The sequence below is a fragment of the Succinivibrio dextrinosolvens genome (assembly GCF_900116345.1).
GTDB lineage: Bacteria > Pseudomonadota > Gammaproteobacteria > Enterobacterales > Succinivibrionaceae > Succinivibrio > Succinivibrio dextrinosolvens_B.
In genome coordinates this window covers 14,883-30,241 of the sequence record NZ_FPAH01000012.1, presented here as the reverse complement: position 1 = coordinate 30,241, position 15,359 = coordinate 14,883, and the positions used below count along the sequence as shown (strand labels likewise).

14 protein-coding genes, 2 tRNA genes and 1 pseudogene are annotated in these 15,359 nt (G+C 41.6%); 5 read left to right on the top strand and 12 right to left on the bottom strand.

The features are described 5' to 3' along the window. The first annotated feature begins 84 nt into the window (after positions 1 to 84). A complete protein-coding gene (gene ilvC / locus BM308_RS05590) occupies positions 85 to 1,572 on the top strand; it encodes a ketol-acid reductoisomerase (RefSeq protein WP_074943561.1) in 1,488 nt (495 codons plus the stop codon). 101 nt (positions 1,573 to 1,673) lie between these two features. Here the strand turns inward: ilvC and BM308_RS05585 are convergent, their stop codons facing one another. The 4 genes from BM308_RS05585 to BM308_RS05570 are packed head-to-tail and all read right to left on the bottom strand — an operon-like array spanning position 1,674 to position 6,892. Then, positions 1,674 to 2,063, bottom strand: a complete 390-nt coding sequence (locus tag BM308_RS05585) for a (deoxy)nucleoside triphosphate pyrophosphohydrolase (RefSeq protein ID WP_074943559.1) — start codon at positions 2,061 to 2,063, stop codon at positions 1,674 to 1,676. Further along, entirely contained in the window at positions 2,060 to 4,093 is a 2,034-nt protein-coding gene (locus tag BM308_RS05580) for a UvrD-helicase domain-containing protein (protein ID WP_074943557.1), read from the bottom strand. The genes BM308_RS05585 and BM308_RS05580 overlap by 4 nt, the downstream gene beginning before the upstream one ends. A gap of 2 nt (positions 4,094 to 4,095) precedes the next feature. Beyond that, a complete protein-coding gene (locus tag BM308_RS05575; protein ID WP_074943555.1) occupies positions 4,096 to 6,138 on the bottom strand; it encodes a toprim domain-containing protein in 2,043 nt (680 codons plus the stop codon). Positions 6,139 to 6,148: 10 nt separating this feature from the next. After that, the gene (locus tag BM308_RS05570) at positions 6,149 to 6,892 is read right to left on the bottom strand and encodes a tRNA threonylcarbamoyladenosine dehydratase (RefSeq protein WP_074943553.1); all 744 of its coding nucleotides are present in this window, start codon (positions 6,890 to 6,892) and stop codon (positions 6,149 to 6,151) included. 149 nt (positions 6,893 to 7,041) lie between these two features. Between BM308_RS05570 and BM308_RS05565 the strand changes: the two genes are divergently transcribed. Together BM308_RS05565 and BM308_RS05560 are read left to right on the top strand one after the other, a co-directional pair. After that, a tRNA-Arg gene (locus BM308_RS05565) sits at positions 7,042 to 7,115 on the top strand. 6 nt (positions 7,116 to 7,121) lie between these two features. Continuing rightward, positions 7,122 to 7,206, top strand: a tRNA-Leu gene (locus BM308_RS05560). A 227-nt stretch (positions 7,207 to 7,433) separates the two neighbouring features. Here the strand turns inward: BM308_RS05560 and BM308_RS05555 are convergent. Both BM308_RS05555 and BM308_RS13650 read right to left on the bottom strand, forming a co-directional pair. Next, positions 7,434 to 7,979 carry a flavodoxin family protein gene (locus BM308_RS05555; RefSeq protein ID WP_074943551.1) on the bottom strand — a complete coding sequence of 182 codons (546 nt, stop codon included), beginning with the start codon at positions 7,977 to 7,979 and terminating at the stop codon, positions 7,434 to 7,436. 250 nt (positions 7,980 to 8,229) lie between these two features. Further along, positions 8,230 to 8,496 carry an RNA-binding domain-containing protein gene (locus BM308_RS13650; protein WP_373604441.1) on the bottom strand — a complete coding sequence of 89 codons (267 nt, stop codon included), beginning with the start codon at positions 8,494 to 8,496 and terminating at the stop codon, positions 8,230 to 8,232. 602 nt (positions 8,497 to 9,098) lie between these two features. Here BM308_RS13650 and BM308_RS05545 point away from each other — a divergent pair. Next, entirely contained in the window at positions 9,099 to 9,806 is a 708-nt protein-coding gene (locus BM308_RS05545) for a vWA domain-containing protein (protein ID WP_074943550.1), read from the top strand. Between the two features lie 40 nt (positions 9,807 to 9,846). Here BM308_RS05545 and BM308_RS05540 read toward each other — a convergent pair whose 3' ends face one another. From BM308_RS05540 to tnpA, 6 genes and pseudogenes are all read right to left on the bottom strand, one after another. Beyond that, complete coding sequence (locus BM308_RS05540) at positions 9,847 to 10,731, bottom strand: DMT family transporter (protein WP_074943619.1); 885 nt, start codon at positions 10,729 to 10,731, stop codon at positions 9,847 to 9,849. A gap of 85 nt (positions 10,732 to 10,816) precedes the next feature. After that, the gene (locus BM308_RS05535) at positions 10,817 to 11,893 is read right to left on the bottom strand and encodes an MmcQ/YjbR family DNA-binding protein (protein WP_074943548.1); all 1,077 of its coding nucleotides are present in this window, start codon (positions 11,891 to 11,893) and stop codon (positions 10,817 to 10,819) included. A gap of 133 nt (positions 11,894 to 12,026) precedes the next feature. Beyond that, positions 12,027 to 12,563, bottom strand: coding sequence for a BUD32 family EKC/KEOPS complex subunit (locus tag BM308_RS05530; protein WP_074943546.1), 537 nt, complete (start codon positions 12,561 to 12,563; stop codon positions 12,027 to 12,029). A gap of 151 nt (positions 12,564 to 12,714) precedes the next feature. Beyond that, on the bottom strand, positions 12,715 to 12,945 hold the full coding sequence (locus BM308_RS05525) for a hypothetical protein (protein ID WP_143098571.1): 231 nt from the start codon (positions 12,943 to 12,945) through the stop codon (positions 12,715 to 12,717). Positions 12,946 to 13,065: 120 nt separating this feature from the next. Then, positions 13,066 to 13,539, bottom strand: coding sequence for an Rpn family recombination-promoting nuclease/putative transposase (locus BM308_RS05520; protein WP_074943543.1), 474 nt, complete (start codon positions 13,537 to 13,539; stop codon positions 13,066 to 13,068). 102 nt (positions 13,540 to 13,641) lie between these two features. Beyond that, positions 13,642 to 13,983 (bottom strand): annotated as a pseudogene (tnpA, locus tag BM308_RS05515) (IS200/IS605 family transposase). A gap of 69 nt (positions 13,984 to 14,052) precedes the next feature. Between tnpA and BM308_RS05510 the strand changes: the two are divergent. After that, on the top strand, positions 14,053 to 15,342 hold the full coding sequence (locus BM308_RS05510) for an RNA-guided endonuclease InsQ/TnpB family protein (RefSeq protein WP_074943541.1): 1,290 nt from the start codon (positions 14,053 to 14,055) through the stop codon (positions 15,340 to 15,342). The last annotated feature ends 17 nt before the right edge of the window (positions 15,343 to 15,359 follow it).

Here is a 15,359-nt window from a genome sequence, read left to right as displayed (position 1 = left end):
ATAAAATTTCTGCTATGATTAAAAGCATATACCGCAAGGTTTAGTTTTTTTTAGTTTTTTCTTTTCTATGGTATAGGTCTAAACATGGCTAATTTCAATTATTTTAATACATTGAATTTACGCGAAAAATTAGCACAGCTTGGCTGCTGTGAGCTGATGGATCGCAGTGAGTTTGCTGATGGCTGTAATTTCTTAAAAGGTAAGAAGATTGTAATTATCGGCTGTGGTGCTCAGGGTTTAAATCAGGGCTTGAACTTAAGAGATTCAGGTCTGGATGTAAGCTATGCATTACGTCAGGCTGCTATTGATGAGAAGAGAGCTTCCTTCAAGAGAGCTACCGAGAACGGCTTCAAGGTTGGTACCTATGATGAGCTGATCCCAACTGCTGATCTTGTAATCAATCTGACTCCAGACAAGCAGCACGAGGCTGTTGTTAACGCCGTTCAGCCTTTAATGAAGTCAGGTGCCTGCCTGGGCTACTCACACGGCTTCAATATGATTGAGTTAGGTATGCAGGTTCGTAAAGACCTTACCGTAGTTATGGTTGCTCCTAAGTCACCAGGTACCGAGGTTCGTGAAGAGTACCGTCGTGGTTTCGGTGTTCCAACCCTTCTGGCTGTTCACCCAGAGAATGATCCAAACGGTGAAGGCTGGGATTATGCAAAGGCCTGGGCTGCTGGTACCGGCGGTCACAAGGCAGGCTGTCTGCGTTCATCATTCGTAGCTGAGGTTAAGTCTGATTTAATGGGCGAGCAGACCATTCTTTGCGGTGTGCTTCAGGCTGCTACAGTTCTATGCTACGACCACGCTGTAGCTTTAGGTGCTGACAAGGCTTATGCCTGCAAGCTTCTTCAGTACGGCTGGGAAACCATCTGTGAGGCTCTAAAGCAGGGCGGTATCACCAACATGATGGATCGTCTGTCAAATCCTGCAAAGATCAAGGCTTTCCACTTAGCTGAGGAATTAAAGGCTCTGATGAAGACCTTATACCGCAAGCACATGGATGACATTGAGAGCGGTGAGTTCTCACGCATCATGATGGAAGACTGGGCAAACAATGACGTAAATCTTCTGACCTGGAGAGAGAACTACGCTAAGTGCGCATTCGAGAATGCTCCTGCATGTGATGAGAAGATTTCTGAGCAGGAATACTTCGATAAGGGCACTCTGCTGGTTGCTTTTGCCAAGGCTGGTATTGAGCTTGCATTCGAGACCATGACCGAGTCTGGCATCTACCCAGAGTCAGCATACTATGAGTCATTACATGAGCTTCCTCTGATTGCAAACACCATTGCACGCCGTCGTCTGTACGAGATGAACGTGGTTATTTCTGACACTGCTGAGTACGGTAACTACCTGTTCGCCAATGCAGCAATTCCTCTATTAAAGGAATTCATGAGCCGTCAGAAGCTGGATGTATTCGGTGAAACTCTGCCAGGTGACAACAGTGTTGATAACGCTGAGCTGATCCGTGTTAACGATGCAATCCGCAATCACCCAATTGAGATTGTTGGCCGCAAGCTGCGTGCTTACATGTCTGACATGAAGGCTGTTGCCGTAGGTAACAACTAATCATCTGATTTACAAAGATTAATTCAATATATCTTAGGATGGAGTCGCAAGGTTCCATCCTTTTTTGTTTAAAATCAGTATGATAAAGCTTAGAGATGTGATTAAAGAGTGTTTTTGATCTTTTCAATAATGGAGAGATCGGCCTCAAGCCACTTTACATCAGAGAGTTCAGATAGTCTTAGCCATTTTGCGGACATATGCTCCAAAAGAGAAGGTTCCTTTCCATCCAGTGAGCAAAGAAAACAGTCCATATGCAGGTGAAATTTCGGATAATCAAATTCAATTGCCTCAAAAAAGCGCTCAACCTTAATAGTACAGTCCAGCTCTTCTAGGATTTCTCTTTTTAAAGCTTCTTCTCTGGATTCTCCATCCTCGATTTTTCCGCCTGGAAACTCCCACCAGCCTTTGTAATCTCCATAACCTCTCTGGGTAGCAAAGATTCTTTTATCCTCACTTACGATAATGGCGGCAACAACGTTAATGGTTTTCATAGTATTTCATCCAGCTGGCGCAGGGCCTCATCAAAATCACTCTTGTACTGTTCCTCTGAGGTTGCAGGAGCTTCTCCTAATGGATAGTACTCGATATCTGCAGAAGGCAGTTCTCGAAGAAAGCGGCTTGGAGAAATAGCTGTCGGAATGCCTCGTCTTGAAGAGGTTTCACGGGCCAGAAGCATGGTCAGCTCCTTGCGGGCACGGGTGATTCCTACATAGGCAAGACGTCTTTCCTCATCCACATTATCAAGATCAGGATTCTCATCTGAAGGCAGAGAATTCTTGTGGGGCAGACAGCCCTCTTCCATACCAACCAGAAAAACATAAGGAAATTCAAGTCCTTTTGAAGCGTGAAGAGTCATCATCTGTACTGCATCATTATCCTGATCGTCATTGTTGCGATCCATCATCTCACGCAGTCCAAGTCTGTCCACTGCCTCAATAAAGGACAGGGTTTCTCCGCTCTTTTTACCTCTGATCAGATCAATAATCCAGGTCATAAGCTGCCTGATATTATTGGTCTTGATTTCAACTGCCACCTTGCTTTCTGTATTGGCTTTGATATAGGCGTTATAGCCGATGATGTCCACCAGATTTTCGGCAAGATCAAGGTCTTTTTTAGACAGAATCAGTGATCTCATTTTTGTCAGAAGCACCATGAACTCTGTCAGGGATTTCTTCTGCCTTGGGATCATGTCATTGGCAATATTCGGATTCAGGGCTGTCTCATACAGGGACTTTCCTGTCTCTTTTGCCTTTGTAAACAGATAGTTAATTGTCTCTGCACCTATTCCTCGGCGGGGAACATTTATGACACGCAGCAGTGCCATATCGTCAAAGGGATTGCAGATTACACGGCACCAGCTGAGCATATCCTTGATTTCCACCTGTTCAAAGAAACTGGTACCGCCTGAGATAAAGCAGGGAATTCTGGCTGAGTGGAAAGCCTTTTCAAGCATCTTGGACTGGCCGTTGGAACGATACAGCACGGCATAATCCTTCCACTCGGTATGATTGCGGAACTGATGGGCCAGAATCAGCTGTACCACTCTGTCTGCCTCATCCGCCTCGGTTCTAAGCTCCATGATCTTAACCTTCTCACCCTCGGAGGAATTGGTGAAAAGAGTCTTGTTAAATATATGATCATTATGGGAGATAAGGGTATTGGCACAGTTCAGAATATGCATGGTTGAGCGGTAGTTCTGCTCGAGCTTGATAACCTTAAGATCAGGGAATTCATGGGCCAGAACCTTGATGTTCTCTGGTCTTGCTCCTCTCCAGGCATAGATAGACTGATCGTCATCGCCCACTACGGTAAAGGTCTTATAGTGGGAGGTCAGACATTTTAAAAGCTGATACTGGGTTTCATTGGTATCCTGATACTCATCCACCAGTACGTAACGGAAGAGTTTTGTATATTTCTCCCGTACCTTTTCATTATCTCTGAGCAGCAGTGTGGTTTTGAAGATCAGATCTTCAAAGTCAGCGGCATTGCATGCTTTGAGATATTCCTGATAGTCATCATAGATCTGTACTCTGACGGTTCTGTCCTCAATATCCTCAGGTCTTTGCAGATTGGTCTTCCAGTTGCTGATCATCGAGGCGATTTCCTCAACCACGGTTTTCTCGGAGTTATCCACCAGAATCTGAGGATATTTCTCTCTGACGATATCTCTTATAACCTTGAGGGAGTCGTACTGATCAAAGAGGGTAAAGTTCTTGGACAGTCCCATCTCCAGATACTCATTTTTAAGGATGGTAAGACCTAAAGAGTGGAAGGTGGAGATGGTGATTTTTGATGCGATTTCATTACCAAGCTCTTTTTTCACACGATCACGCATTTCAGCGGCTGCCTTGTTGGTAAAGGTAACCGCACAGATATTCTGAGGTGGAATATTGTAGCTGTGGATCAGTTTTACGATTTTGGTGGTAATTACTCTGGTTTTGCCAGAGCCGGCTCCGGCTAAAACCAGGCAGGGACCACTGATATAGTCAACGGCCTCCTGCTGTGCATCATTCAAACGCATGTCTAGATATTACTCGATTTGACAAAGAAAGCTGGTCGGCCCTGCTCATTGATGGTTTTTACGGTAAACTCTCCGCCCTCAGAAATATCCACATTCAGATTCTGAATACAGATACCCTCGGCGGCTTCTCGGGCAGACTGATTGCACAGAAGAATCATGGATACCTTCAGCACCTGATTCTCATCCTCTATCTTGCGGATGAGGCCTGCAGCCTCCTGCTCGGTAAGAGAGGTCAGATCAACGAAGGTAACAAGCTCGGTATTGCCCTGAATAATCATGGAGCCTACACCGGTAATCAGCTGGGATATCAGGTTCTCCTTGGTATATTCGATAAATCTGATGTTATCCCCGTAAGGCATACCCTCAGCATGATTATTTGTATTAATGATTGATTCTAAAGAATTTCTCTGACAGTTTAAGGCGGCATAGATGCATTTCTTGGAACTGTTCTTCATCAGTGAGGCGCAGATGCGTCTTAACACCATAGGATGACCGCTCAGAGAATAAAGAGATGGTGAGAATCTTAAGGCTGTAAGATCATCACTGCTGTTTATATATCTGTAGGCAGGAGCAGTACTCTTTAATCCGTCAAGCTTTACGGTCAGCATCTTTTCTAAAGAGGCCAGTCGCTGTGACAGAGTTTCACGGTCCCTGCACAGGGCTTCATTGAGATCTTTATAAGGATGTGCAAGATTGATGCGGTTAAAGCTTAAGCCTGCCTGGAACATCAGTGCACCAAGCTTGTTGGCAGCCTCCTCACCGGCAGCATCATTATCAAGACAGATATAATAATGGTGCTTTACATTAACACTGCGGATTTTTTCCATCAGCTGCTGAATGTTGCCGACACCGCCAAGAGCAACCGCGTGCATACCCAGGGTTTCCAAGGACAGGGCATCCATTTCCCCTTCGGTGATAAAGACAGTTCCGCTCTGCTCAAGAATCTCGTTATTGTAGATATTGAAGAAGCCTTTCTTTCTGAATCTGTTCTGAGGATCGGCCTGTACGGTATTTCTTGCAACATAGCCATGAGTTCCGTAAGGAATAATGGCAGCCTTCCAGATTACAGATTCCGGTGAATTCTCACCGTCGGCATAGTAACCGTCATCAAAACCTAAGTGGAATCTTTCAATAACCTCGTCGCTGAGTCCTCTTGCCTTAAAGTAGTCGGTGGCGCCTGCCATCTCGCAGCACTTTCTGATATAGGCTGAGTAGTCATAGGTATCCTCACGACTGAAGGTCTGGAATGGGGACTGCTCAATCTCATTAAGCTTTGGAGTTTCCTGACTGTTCTCAGGAGTGCTCTTCTGGGACTGCAGGGATGCTGCAATATTCTGTGCCTGACCAAAGCCGCTGAAGGCCGGCTGGTTCGGGGTATTTGAGGCTACGGTACTGCGGGCGTTGAAAGGATGCAGTCTGGCCTCATCAAATGGAGAGATTGAATTAACTGTTCTCTGAGGAGTAACGCCGCTGCCGTTCATATTTGAAGGACTGAAGCGTTCGCTGTTTAAAAGGCCTGCGCCAAAAGGCTCCGGCTCAATATGACCGAATCTGCTTTCATCAATCTTGGTGCCGCCGAATACGTCGTCAGACTTGATGGCATCATTCTGTCCGAAAGGAATAAAGGTATTCTGTTTCTGATGCTCATCGGCAATCTCAAATACCGGCTCCTTTATATAAGGTTTGCTGTTTCTGTTATCTGGTTCTGATGAAGGTGTCTTCTCAGAGTTCAGCTTTGAGAGAATAGATACAAAACCTATAGGCAGCTTGCCTACATAAAGTTCATATGCTTTGGCAAACTGCTGGGAGAAGCTTGAAAGATTGTTATCCAGTCCGATGAGATCAAAAATGTTGTAGCAGGTATTGCAGTTAAAGCACTTAACTGTATTGGTGGCTGCATCATACTTCATGGAAGGAAGATGAGAAGTGTCTTTTGGATTAAGACAGCTGAAGCTGGCTTCTGTGTTGATACCTTTTGCCTTCAGATAATCTGGAAGCTTGCTTAAAAGAAACTTTTTCTTACTTTCAAACTCTTGTTCTAACATTATGATTCTCTTATGCGTTTTGTGTAATTCGGTTGATCATCCAGGATGAAATCAGTAATCCTGCTGTGGCGGTTACGCTCATTGAGGCGCCGAAGGCAGGAAGATCACCGCTTATGTAACTGTCTTTACATGAGTATATAGGCTTTTCATTAGAAAATGTGCAGCTTATCCTGAAGTTTTTGCCATTGGCTGGAAAACCGTATTCTTTTCTCAGACGGGAGCGCAGCTTGGAAATAAGTGCATCGCCCTGAGCCTGTGCAATATCGCCGATCTTAAGACGGGTAGGATCGATTCGACCGCCGGCACCGCCTGCCACGATAAAGTTGGATTTCTTACGGAAAAGATAGTTTGCAATATAGGCCTTGGCATCCAGATCGTCAATGCATTCGCAGACGTTGTCACATCTGTCCTTCATAATCTCATCGATATTCTCTGGGGTAAGCTTCTGGGTAATGATTTCTATATTAAGTTCAGGATTCAGCTCGAGAAGGTGTTCCCTCATTACCTCAGTCTTGGTTCTTCCTTCAGTATTTACGGTGGTATGCAGCTGACGGTTAAGATTGGTGATCTCAATGACATCGCTGTCTATTAGAGTCAGTGATCCTACGCCGGTTCTGCACAGAGCTTCTGTACACCAGGAGCCGATACCGCCTATACCTACAACGGTAACATGGGAGTTCTGGAGTTTTTCAAAGCCCTCATCGCCATAAAGAGCTCTGATTCCACGGAATGCTTTCTTCTTTTCAAATGTCATAATTTGGTGCCTGTTCTCTCTGAACGAGTAATATATTAAACAAAATTCATTCTTTCTGAAAATTCATTAACTTATTTTACTTATCTTTCTTGCAAGATAAAAGATTATTGTTATAATAGGCTCTGTGTTCTGCAGAGAGAACAATCGATGATCCCGTAGCTCAGGTGGATAGAGTATCGGTTTCCGAAGCCGGTGGTCATGAGTTCGACTCTCATCGGGATCACATATTGCGAAGGTGGCGAAATTGGTAGACGCGCAAGCTTCAGGTGTTTGTACCGCAAGGCGTGAGGGTTCGAGTCCCTTCCTTCGCACCAATCTTTAAACGAAACAGGCAGTCAGATGACTGCTTTTTTTGTGCCTGAATATCTCGACATTCCATTTTAATTATGATTCCTGTCTGAATAAGAGTTGGTCTTCCTTCCGTGCAATCTAAGACTTGCTATAATGTTTGCAAGTTGTAAATATTATCTGACTTAATTATGAATTAATTTTTTGATTGACATCCTCCTCTTGCTTTGGCAAGAGGTGGATGTCAAGGCTGTTATGTGGAACTTTCAAGGCTTTTTCCAAACTGAAATGCTTCCTGAGGACCTGTGGTATTAAACACATCTCCTCTTTTTGCCGCGCCTCTGACCAGAAGTCTGCCGGCATCCTCAAGACTGAAATATCTTAGGCTTAATTCGTACTGCGTGATAATCGAGTCAAACATATCAGAGAGCGTATCCGCTCCAACCAGAATCAGACCTAATTTCTTCAGATGGAAGGTATCTCTTATTGGATTATGCAACCGGTCTATCACTGTCTTGAGCTGGGAACTGATCCCGTAGAAATAGACGGGAGAGGCCAGTATGAGAACGTCTGCATTCTTAAGCTTTTCATAGATGGAAAGCATATCATCATGATGAATGCACACTCCTTCTTTTCTCTTGCAGTGATCACAGCCGATGCAGAAGTTAATCTTTTTGTCGCGAACGTAAATAATCTCCACGTCGTTGTGTTCGGCTGCGCCTTTTGCAAACATCCTCACCAGTTCTTCAGTGTTGCCTTTCTTTCTGGGGCTTCCGCAGATTACAACAATTCTGCTCATTACACTCACTCCTCTTCTTTTGAAAGGTCTGATATTTTCAGTACATACGCGTTGTGATTGTACAGTGGTAAAGCTCTTTTGTCTTAAGAGCTTTATTACGCTGCAACTTAAATCACATTACCTCATCTTTTAATATATTGCATATATTACATTTGTTATGCAACACATGTTGTATATAATATTATTCGCAGCTTAAAGATCTGTCAATAATTAATTATTAATGAGGACTTAATTGTGGAAGAACCTGTCATCAGCATCCTTTGGAAAAAGATCTGAATCTGCTTTCTGGCTGATTTCCCTCTTTTTTAGATTGTTCATTATTTACATCTCTATGAGGGTTAAAGGTTGTTCCTGTTAATTCATGAGTATCGTTATTAACTCCCCATATGAGATAACCATATTCTTTACCTGACATTGCAGCAGCATTAGAAAGAGAGGAGATATAGTCTCCAATATCCTTGGAACTATACCAATTTTCTTTAAATTCGAACCATTCTTCCTCAGATTCTCTTTCGATTAAATTTTTACAATATTTTCTAATTTATTCATAAAGTTACCGCCTCTTTTTAAGTTTAATAATATATTAATTTTTGTCTTAGGTAAGTAATAAAAGTAAGGATTAAACGTAAAAAAAGTAAGGATTAAAAGTAAGGATTAAAATAAGGAATAGTGTTAAAAAATAAAGAGATAGAATTAAAGTAAGGATTAAATGTAAAAAAAGTAAGGATTAAAAGTAAGGATTAAATGTAAAAAGTAAGGAATAAATGTAAGGATTAAAGTAATTATTTGAAAAAACGGAGAGTTACCCGTTCTATACCAAAATCTCATTTTTTGGGTAGTTTGATGATTACGAATCCTGAAATCATCATTACGAATAATGCAATTTTCAAAAAAAATGTAACTTTTATTTCTATAAAACAATAGGTTATACCATGGTTACGAATAATAAAACATGATTACGAATATGGTTACGAATACTGCTTTTCTTTTTAAATCAACTAATTATATTAGTTACAGACTTCACTATGAGATCAAACTCTCCGATCTAACTCACTCTTTGCTAATTTTTTTACACCTATAATCGACGTATAGCTTTCATTTTTTTAAGGAAAAACTCTTATGAAGAAGATCTTTGCTCTGTTTGGACTTGTTTTGACTGTTTTTTCTACTTCCGTTCTGGCTACTGTTGAAACTGAAAAGAAATATGACCACGTTGATCTGGTCATGATTCTGGATAAATCAGGTTCGATGCATGGCATGGAAAGCGATACCATCGGAGGCTTCAATTCGATGCTGGACAAGCAGCGTAAAGTGGATGTTAAAACTGATGTGACCACAGTAATGTTCAACAACAATTCGAACTATATTCACGAGAGAAAGCCTTTAAGTGAAATCAGAAACCTTACCAATGAGGATTATATGCCTCAGGGGACAACCGCCCTGCTAGACAGTGTCGGTATGACTATCGATAAGGTGAATGGCTATTATGGTGTTAACGATAAGAAAAACAAGGTTATTTTTGCCATTATTACCGACGGTAAGGAAAACTCCAGCCGTGAGTATACAAAGCAGAATGTTAAAAAGCTGATTGAGGATAAGAAGGAAGCCGGCTGGGAATTTATCTTCCTGGGCGCAAACATTGATGCTGTATCCGAGGCCGGAGCTATCGGTATCACCTCTGATCGTGTGGTTCAGTACAAGGCAACTAAAACAGGCGTAAGAAAGAATTTTGATGCCGTTGCCTCCTTTGCTGCGGAAGCTGTTGAAGGAAGGGCGGTCTCTGAGAATTGGAAAGAGAAGGCTGAACAGGATACTCCAAAGAAATAGTTACTCTCGCAGGTCCTGCCTCTCTGGCAGGACTCTATTCCTACTGCTCTCTCTGTTTTTTCTTAATCTGGGATATAACCAGACCTCCGATTGCCAGTGTCATACCGATGGCGCTGTACATATTGAACTTCTCATCAAGAATAAATATCGCACCGATAGCTGTTACTACCGGAATACCGTAGATATAAACGTTGGTTTTTATCGATCCTATATATTCAATGGATTTAGACCACAGAAAAAAGCTCAGTGATGAGGCAAGAAATGCCAGGAAGGCGAAGTTTATAAGGTTAACCGGCTCAAAAATACGCTCTATCTTCAGGCTGTAGTTACCTATCATCAGTGGCAAGGTCAGCACCACTGAATAGAAGAAGGATTTTGTGGTAATGGTAAAGCTTGAGATATGCAGTCTCTGCAGCTTAACCACATACAGACTGTAAAAGCCCCAGACCACGGCACTGCCGATGGCCATCAGATCACCTATGGGATTGATGTTCATGGACATTGAGCCGAAGGACAGGAAGAATATTCCTATTATTGCCACCACAAAGCCGATGAAGAAGTTTAAGGTTGGCTTGTCTTTATCCAGAAAATAGTTCAGAAGTCCCACGAAGAAAGGGGCTGTTGAGACAATTAGACTTACATTGGCAGCATTGGAGTATATGAGTGCGTTGTTTTCAAAGACAAAGTAGATGGTGATACCGAAGAAGCCCACCAGTGCGGAATATAGCTCCACCTTCCAGGAAATGAACTTCAGCGACTTTGGACACATTATAAATAAAGCTAAGGTTGCAAGAATAAATCTGTCAAAGAGGATCTCAACAGGAGTGAAGTCTTTAAGCAGAATCTTGCTGCTGACAAAGGTAAGTCCCCATACCACGATGATGAAAAGAGCATAAAGATGCCCGATTATTATTTTTGATGTCATAAGTCCAACCTGTTCTCTGAGCAGACATTGTATCATGCAGCCATACTCTTATGACATGAGTCCTTTTTTGAGGCAAAAGGATAAATTAATGTGAAAGGATGTTTTTCAGAAAATCTATAAGCTCCGGTGAGGCAGTTCGCTGTCCTCTAACAGCTTTTACTCCCAGTTCTCGCATTTTTCTGATAGGGCAGAGACCTTTTGGTATTTCGCGTAACACCTTAAGCTTTACCGCTTTTTTCACCTTAAGATTCTGATCTTCATACTTGTAAGGAATATCTGGCTGCAGCACCTCGCATACAAAGCGGATTTCAGAGTCAGGACTCGTTACATAGATATAGGCGATATCTCCTTCCTGCAGTCTTGAACTCTGTTTCCAGAGTACCTCTTTGCTGGAGGTGAAATGCTCAATCACGTTGAAGAATTCCGGATTGGCAGGAATAATCCAATGCTCCTGCTGTCCTTTGATTCTAGCCTTGCCGCTAACTGCAAAGGAGCGACTTTTATCGATGAGCTCAAGAATGAATTCATCCTCAAGAGTGTCATCCAGAATTATGCTGATCCAGTGAGCGCGGTTCATATGATAACCTGGATATATACCTCTGATTTTTAGCAGTTCATGTTCTGCGCTCTCTTCAATCTTAAGATTAACAACCTCTACGATTTCATCTTTCTGTTTGCCGGTACATTCCTTGTCTACCTGAGAACGCTTGAGATTCATGATCAGAGCATACCACTTTCTGTTTGCAGGATATCTGAAGACTCCATAGGTTGGAAGTTTTGCAAAAGGATAGTCTGGTTTCTCCTGATATTGACACTCAATACTGAGTGTTAGACGATTGGACTGAGGCTTGAGGAAAGGATTGGTTCGAAAGCAGGCTGCGGCAATATCTTTAAGAATTAAGGTATAGGCTTTTCTTACTTTTGCTACATAGGCGCCGCTCTGATTTTCCACATGGAGCAGGATATATTCCTCATCAGTTCCGTTATCGATAACCTTGCCTGACACTACTCCGCCTGAAGTGATTATAACCTGCGCCTTAAAGGCTCCTTTAAGAAAATCTTTGGTATAGAGGTAGCCTTTATTGGTCTTTTGAAAACCGTATGGTATGAGCGCGGACTCAATTACCGTTTTTCTCTCAAAGATTTTGCTTTCCAGCTCCATGATAAGGCACCTGCTTTTGTGTACTGTCTTTGTGTGATCCTAGCAGATTAGAGTCGGTATGTTACATTTGAGGAGGAATTAATACAAAAGCTGCTGGCCTGTATACCAGCAGAAAAGGCCTAAATAGAGATTATTAAGGATGTTTTTTCAGATAGTCTTCAAATTCAGGTGTTCTTGACCAGTATTTAATCCCCCAGTTTTCAAAATTCCACTCCTCCATATAGGAGTTGCACTCATAGTCCACGTAGTAAATGAGGCCGTTTCTTACCACAAAGTTGGTTGGAAAATAGTCAATATTAAGGCCGCTGTTATGGGCCTTGTCAGCCATTTCCCTAATCTGCGGCAGATAGGCTTCTACACTGAGATCCTTTTTTACCAGATCGTATATAGTCTCACCTTCAATGTATTCTTTAACGATACGCTCGTTTTCTGCGTCTATATCGATCATGCGAGGAATTCTGATGCCTGCATTTTTTAATCGCACATAGTCATTTCTTTCAGCTTCAATCTTGTTGCCGAAGGTGTAGTAGTCGCATGGCTCGTGATGTATCTGCTTTAGGACAAACTGCTGATGCTCACTGTCCTCTGCAAGGTAGGAATAACCGCCTTTGCCATGACCTAATAGTTTTGTAATGGAGTAGTTTTTTCCGTTTACACGTATATTTTCCATGATCGTCTCACGTTTAATCTACAGAAAAGGATAGAGGTATTTTAGGATCGAAAATTGAGTAAATCTTACAGAAAAAAATGCACGGAATTAGCTTTTTGGCAAAGATGGATAAAGCCAACTGAAACAAATCAGAAGGCTTTTCAAATGATTATTATTTCTCTTTTCTTAACGCTTCTCTAACTTGTTGAATTGTTTCTAAAGACTGGTTGGTGAATTTTGAGATCTGACTATCGTCAAGTCCGGCTTGAATCATATTTGTGATGATTCTGTTAACCGCTTGATCGAATCCTTTTTCAAAACCTTCCTTGAGAGAACCTTCTCTGTTTGAAATTTCATCCATAATCGCCATTTCTCGATTAATGTATGCTAATCGTTCATCCATATTGTCCATGAATTTGTCTGATGCTTTTATGGCATTCTGATTTTGTGGTTTATTCATTTTTTTTAAAAAAAAGATTATTTAAGCCAACTGAAACAAATCAGTAGGCTTTTCAAATGATTATTATTTAGCTTTTTTCAAATCTTCTCTAATTTGTTGAATTGTTTCTAAAGACTGGTTGGTGAATTTTGAGATCTGACTATCATCAAGTCCGGCTTGAATCATATTTGTGATGATTCTGTTAACCGCTTGATCGAATCCTTTTTCAAAACCTTCTTGGATGAAGCCTTCTCTGTCAGAAACTTGGTCCATAATTGCCATTTCTCGTCTAATGTAGGCATTGCGCTCTTCTTTGTTTGCCATAAATATATCTGATGCATCTAAGGCGCCTTGAATTCCTGAGTCCTTCATCCCTAGTTCCTCCAGCTCTTTTGCGCTAAGCTTATTTGAGAAATACGCAAGCCAGCGTTCGATTCTGGTCATTTCTTCTATTGGTTTCTTCTGGAATTTGTTTATTTCGAAGAAATGCAATTCCATATCGTTGTTAAGTCTTGCTTTTGTCTCTCTATTATAAAGTAATAGGCACGCTAAAACCACGCAGTTTACTGCGAGGATGAAGCGTGCCGATTAGAAAATGGATATTTTCTAATCAGGAGTGTTCTGTTGTTCTATATATTGTCTGATGATAGAAATTGAGGCTCATCCACAACTGCAAGCAAAATAGGATGGCGTCCAAAGAGCTTTCCCTCAAAGATTTTTTTGTATAGACGGATAATTCTTTTTTCTGATAATTAGACTCGAATAGCCTTTGAGAGCTTGAACTAGTTTTGAGATTGCAACTTTTGGAGGATAACCGACTAGCAGATGAACATGGTCAGCCTCTCCATCAAATGCTAATAGTTTTGATTCAAATCTGACACATACTAACGAAAAGATATTTCTGTGTTCTCCTAAGATAGCTGCTGTTAATACTTTACGTCTGTATTTAATCACAAAAACCAGATGGACATGCAAATTGTAAACACAATGTCGGCCGTGCAAAAATTCTGTTTTTTTTTTATACTGTCATCTTCAATTGTTAATAATCTTGTTAGAGTCCTTTCATCGTAAATGAATATCAACTGGAAACAGGCATACAGATATAGGTTAAGACCTAATGGCGCACAGCAGAGAAGATTACTTCAGCTCTGCGGCTCTGCCAGATATGCATGGAACCAGGTCTTGACTGGAAGAAATGAGGAATATAAGGAATATCTTGAAGACATCGAATCAGCCAAATGCTGGGGAGAAGATGTTTCTTTAGTACCAAAGCCAAGACCTATAAATAGATTTTCATTTACATATGATCTTAATAAACTGATGGCAGAGGAAGAAAACAGCTTTCTCAAGACTCAGGGGCACTCTCAGGTGCTGCAGCAAAAGATGCAGGACTTGTACAGTGCTTTTAGCAGGTTCTTCAAAGGTAAAGGCGGATATCCTCAATTCAAGACCAAAAACGGATACAACTCTATAAGATTTCCTCAGGGCATAAATCTGGATGAGAAGAATAAGAGAATCTTTCTTCCAAAGACCGGTTTTGTAAGGTACAGAAAGTCCAGAGATATAGAAGGAGACATAAAGAATGTAACCGTCTCATTCTTTTCTGGAGAATGGTATGTATCTATACAGACCCAGAAAGAAATAGAAGTACCTGAAATAGACCTTAAAACCATGTTAGAGACTGAGGCTGATAATGCTTTGGGTATAGATATGGGAGCAGTACGCTTCTGCACCTTCTCTGACGGACGTTATGAAGAGTCACTAAAGAGTAATGAGCTTACCCGTCTTGATGAAAAGATAGCTATTGCTCAGAGACAGCTAAAAAATAAAAAGAAAGGCTCTAACAGAAGATTAAGACTTATAAAAAGAATCTCCAGACTTCATCAGAAGAAAGCCAATATTCGTTATGACATTCATCAGAAGCTCAGCACACAGATATGCAATAGCCACGCAATTGTTGTTGCTGAGGAGCTGAAGATAAAGAATATGACGAAAAGTGCAAAAGGAAGCCTGTTAAATCCTGGTAAGAATGTAAAAGCAAAGTCAGGACTTAACCGTTCCATTTTATCTGAAGGCTGGGGACAATTCTTTAAGATGCTTGAATACAAGCAGAAAAAGAGAGGTCATATCTTTTTACAGATTAACCCGAAGAATACCAGCAGAACCTGTCCTAAATGCGGTCATGTCTCAAAAGACAATCGTAGAACTCAGGCTCATTTCTGCTGTACGAACTGTGGATATACAGCTAATGCAGATGAAAATGCAGCGGGAAATATCCTAAGGGCGGGGCTCGCCCGGCTAGCGCAGGAAGTGAACTCCAAAAGGAGTCAGCACTGTGAACCCTCTGAAGCTGAACAGTAATGTCAGCAGTAGGAATC

Coding starts and splice junctions, on each gene's coding strand:
- ilvC (WP_074943561.1), top strand. CDS start 85: ATGGCTAATTTCAATTATTTTAATACATTGAATTTACGCGAAAAATTA.
- BM308_RS05585 (WP_074943559.1), bottom strand. CDS start 2,063: ATGAAAACCATTAACGTTGTTGCCGCCATTATCGTAAGTGAGGATAAA.
- BM308_RS05580 (WP_074943557.1), bottom strand. CDS start 4,093: ATGCGTTTGAATGATGCACAGCAGGAGGCCGTTGACTATATCAGTGGT.
- BM308_RS05575 (WP_074943555.1), bottom strand. CDS start 6,138: ATGTTAGAACAAGAGTTTGAAAGTAAGAAAAAGTTTCTTTTAAGCAAG.
- BM308_RS05570 (WP_074943553.1), bottom strand. CDS start 6,892: ATGACATTTGAAAAGAAGAAAGCATTCCGTGGAATCAGAGCTCTTTAT.
- BM308_RS05555 (WP_074943551.1), bottom strand. CDS start 7,979: ATGAGCAGAATTGTTGTAATCTGCGGAAGCCCCAGAAAGAAAGGCAAC.
- BM308_RS05545 (WP_074943550.1), top strand. CDS start 9,099: ATGAAGAAGATCTTTGCTCTGTTTGGACTTGTTTTGACTGTTTTTTCT.
- BM308_RS05540 (WP_074943619.1), bottom strand. CDS start 10,731: ATGACATCAAAAATAATAATCGGGCATCTTTATGCTCTTTTCATCATC.
- BM308_RS05535 (WP_074943548.1), bottom strand. CDS start 11,893: ATGGAGCTGGAAAGCAAAATCTTTGAGAGAAAAACGGTAATTGAGTCC.
- BM308_RS05530 (WP_074943546.1), bottom strand. CDS start 12,563: ATGGAAAATATACGTGTAAACGGAAAAAACTACTCCATTACAAAACTA.
- BM308_RS05525 (WP_143098571.1), bottom strand. CDS start 12,945: ATGGATGAACGATTAGCATACATTAATCGAGAAATGGCGATTATGGAT.
- BM308_RS05510 (WP_074943541.1), top strand. CDS start 14,053: ATGAATATCAACTGGAAACAGGCATACAGATATAGGTTAAGACCTAAT.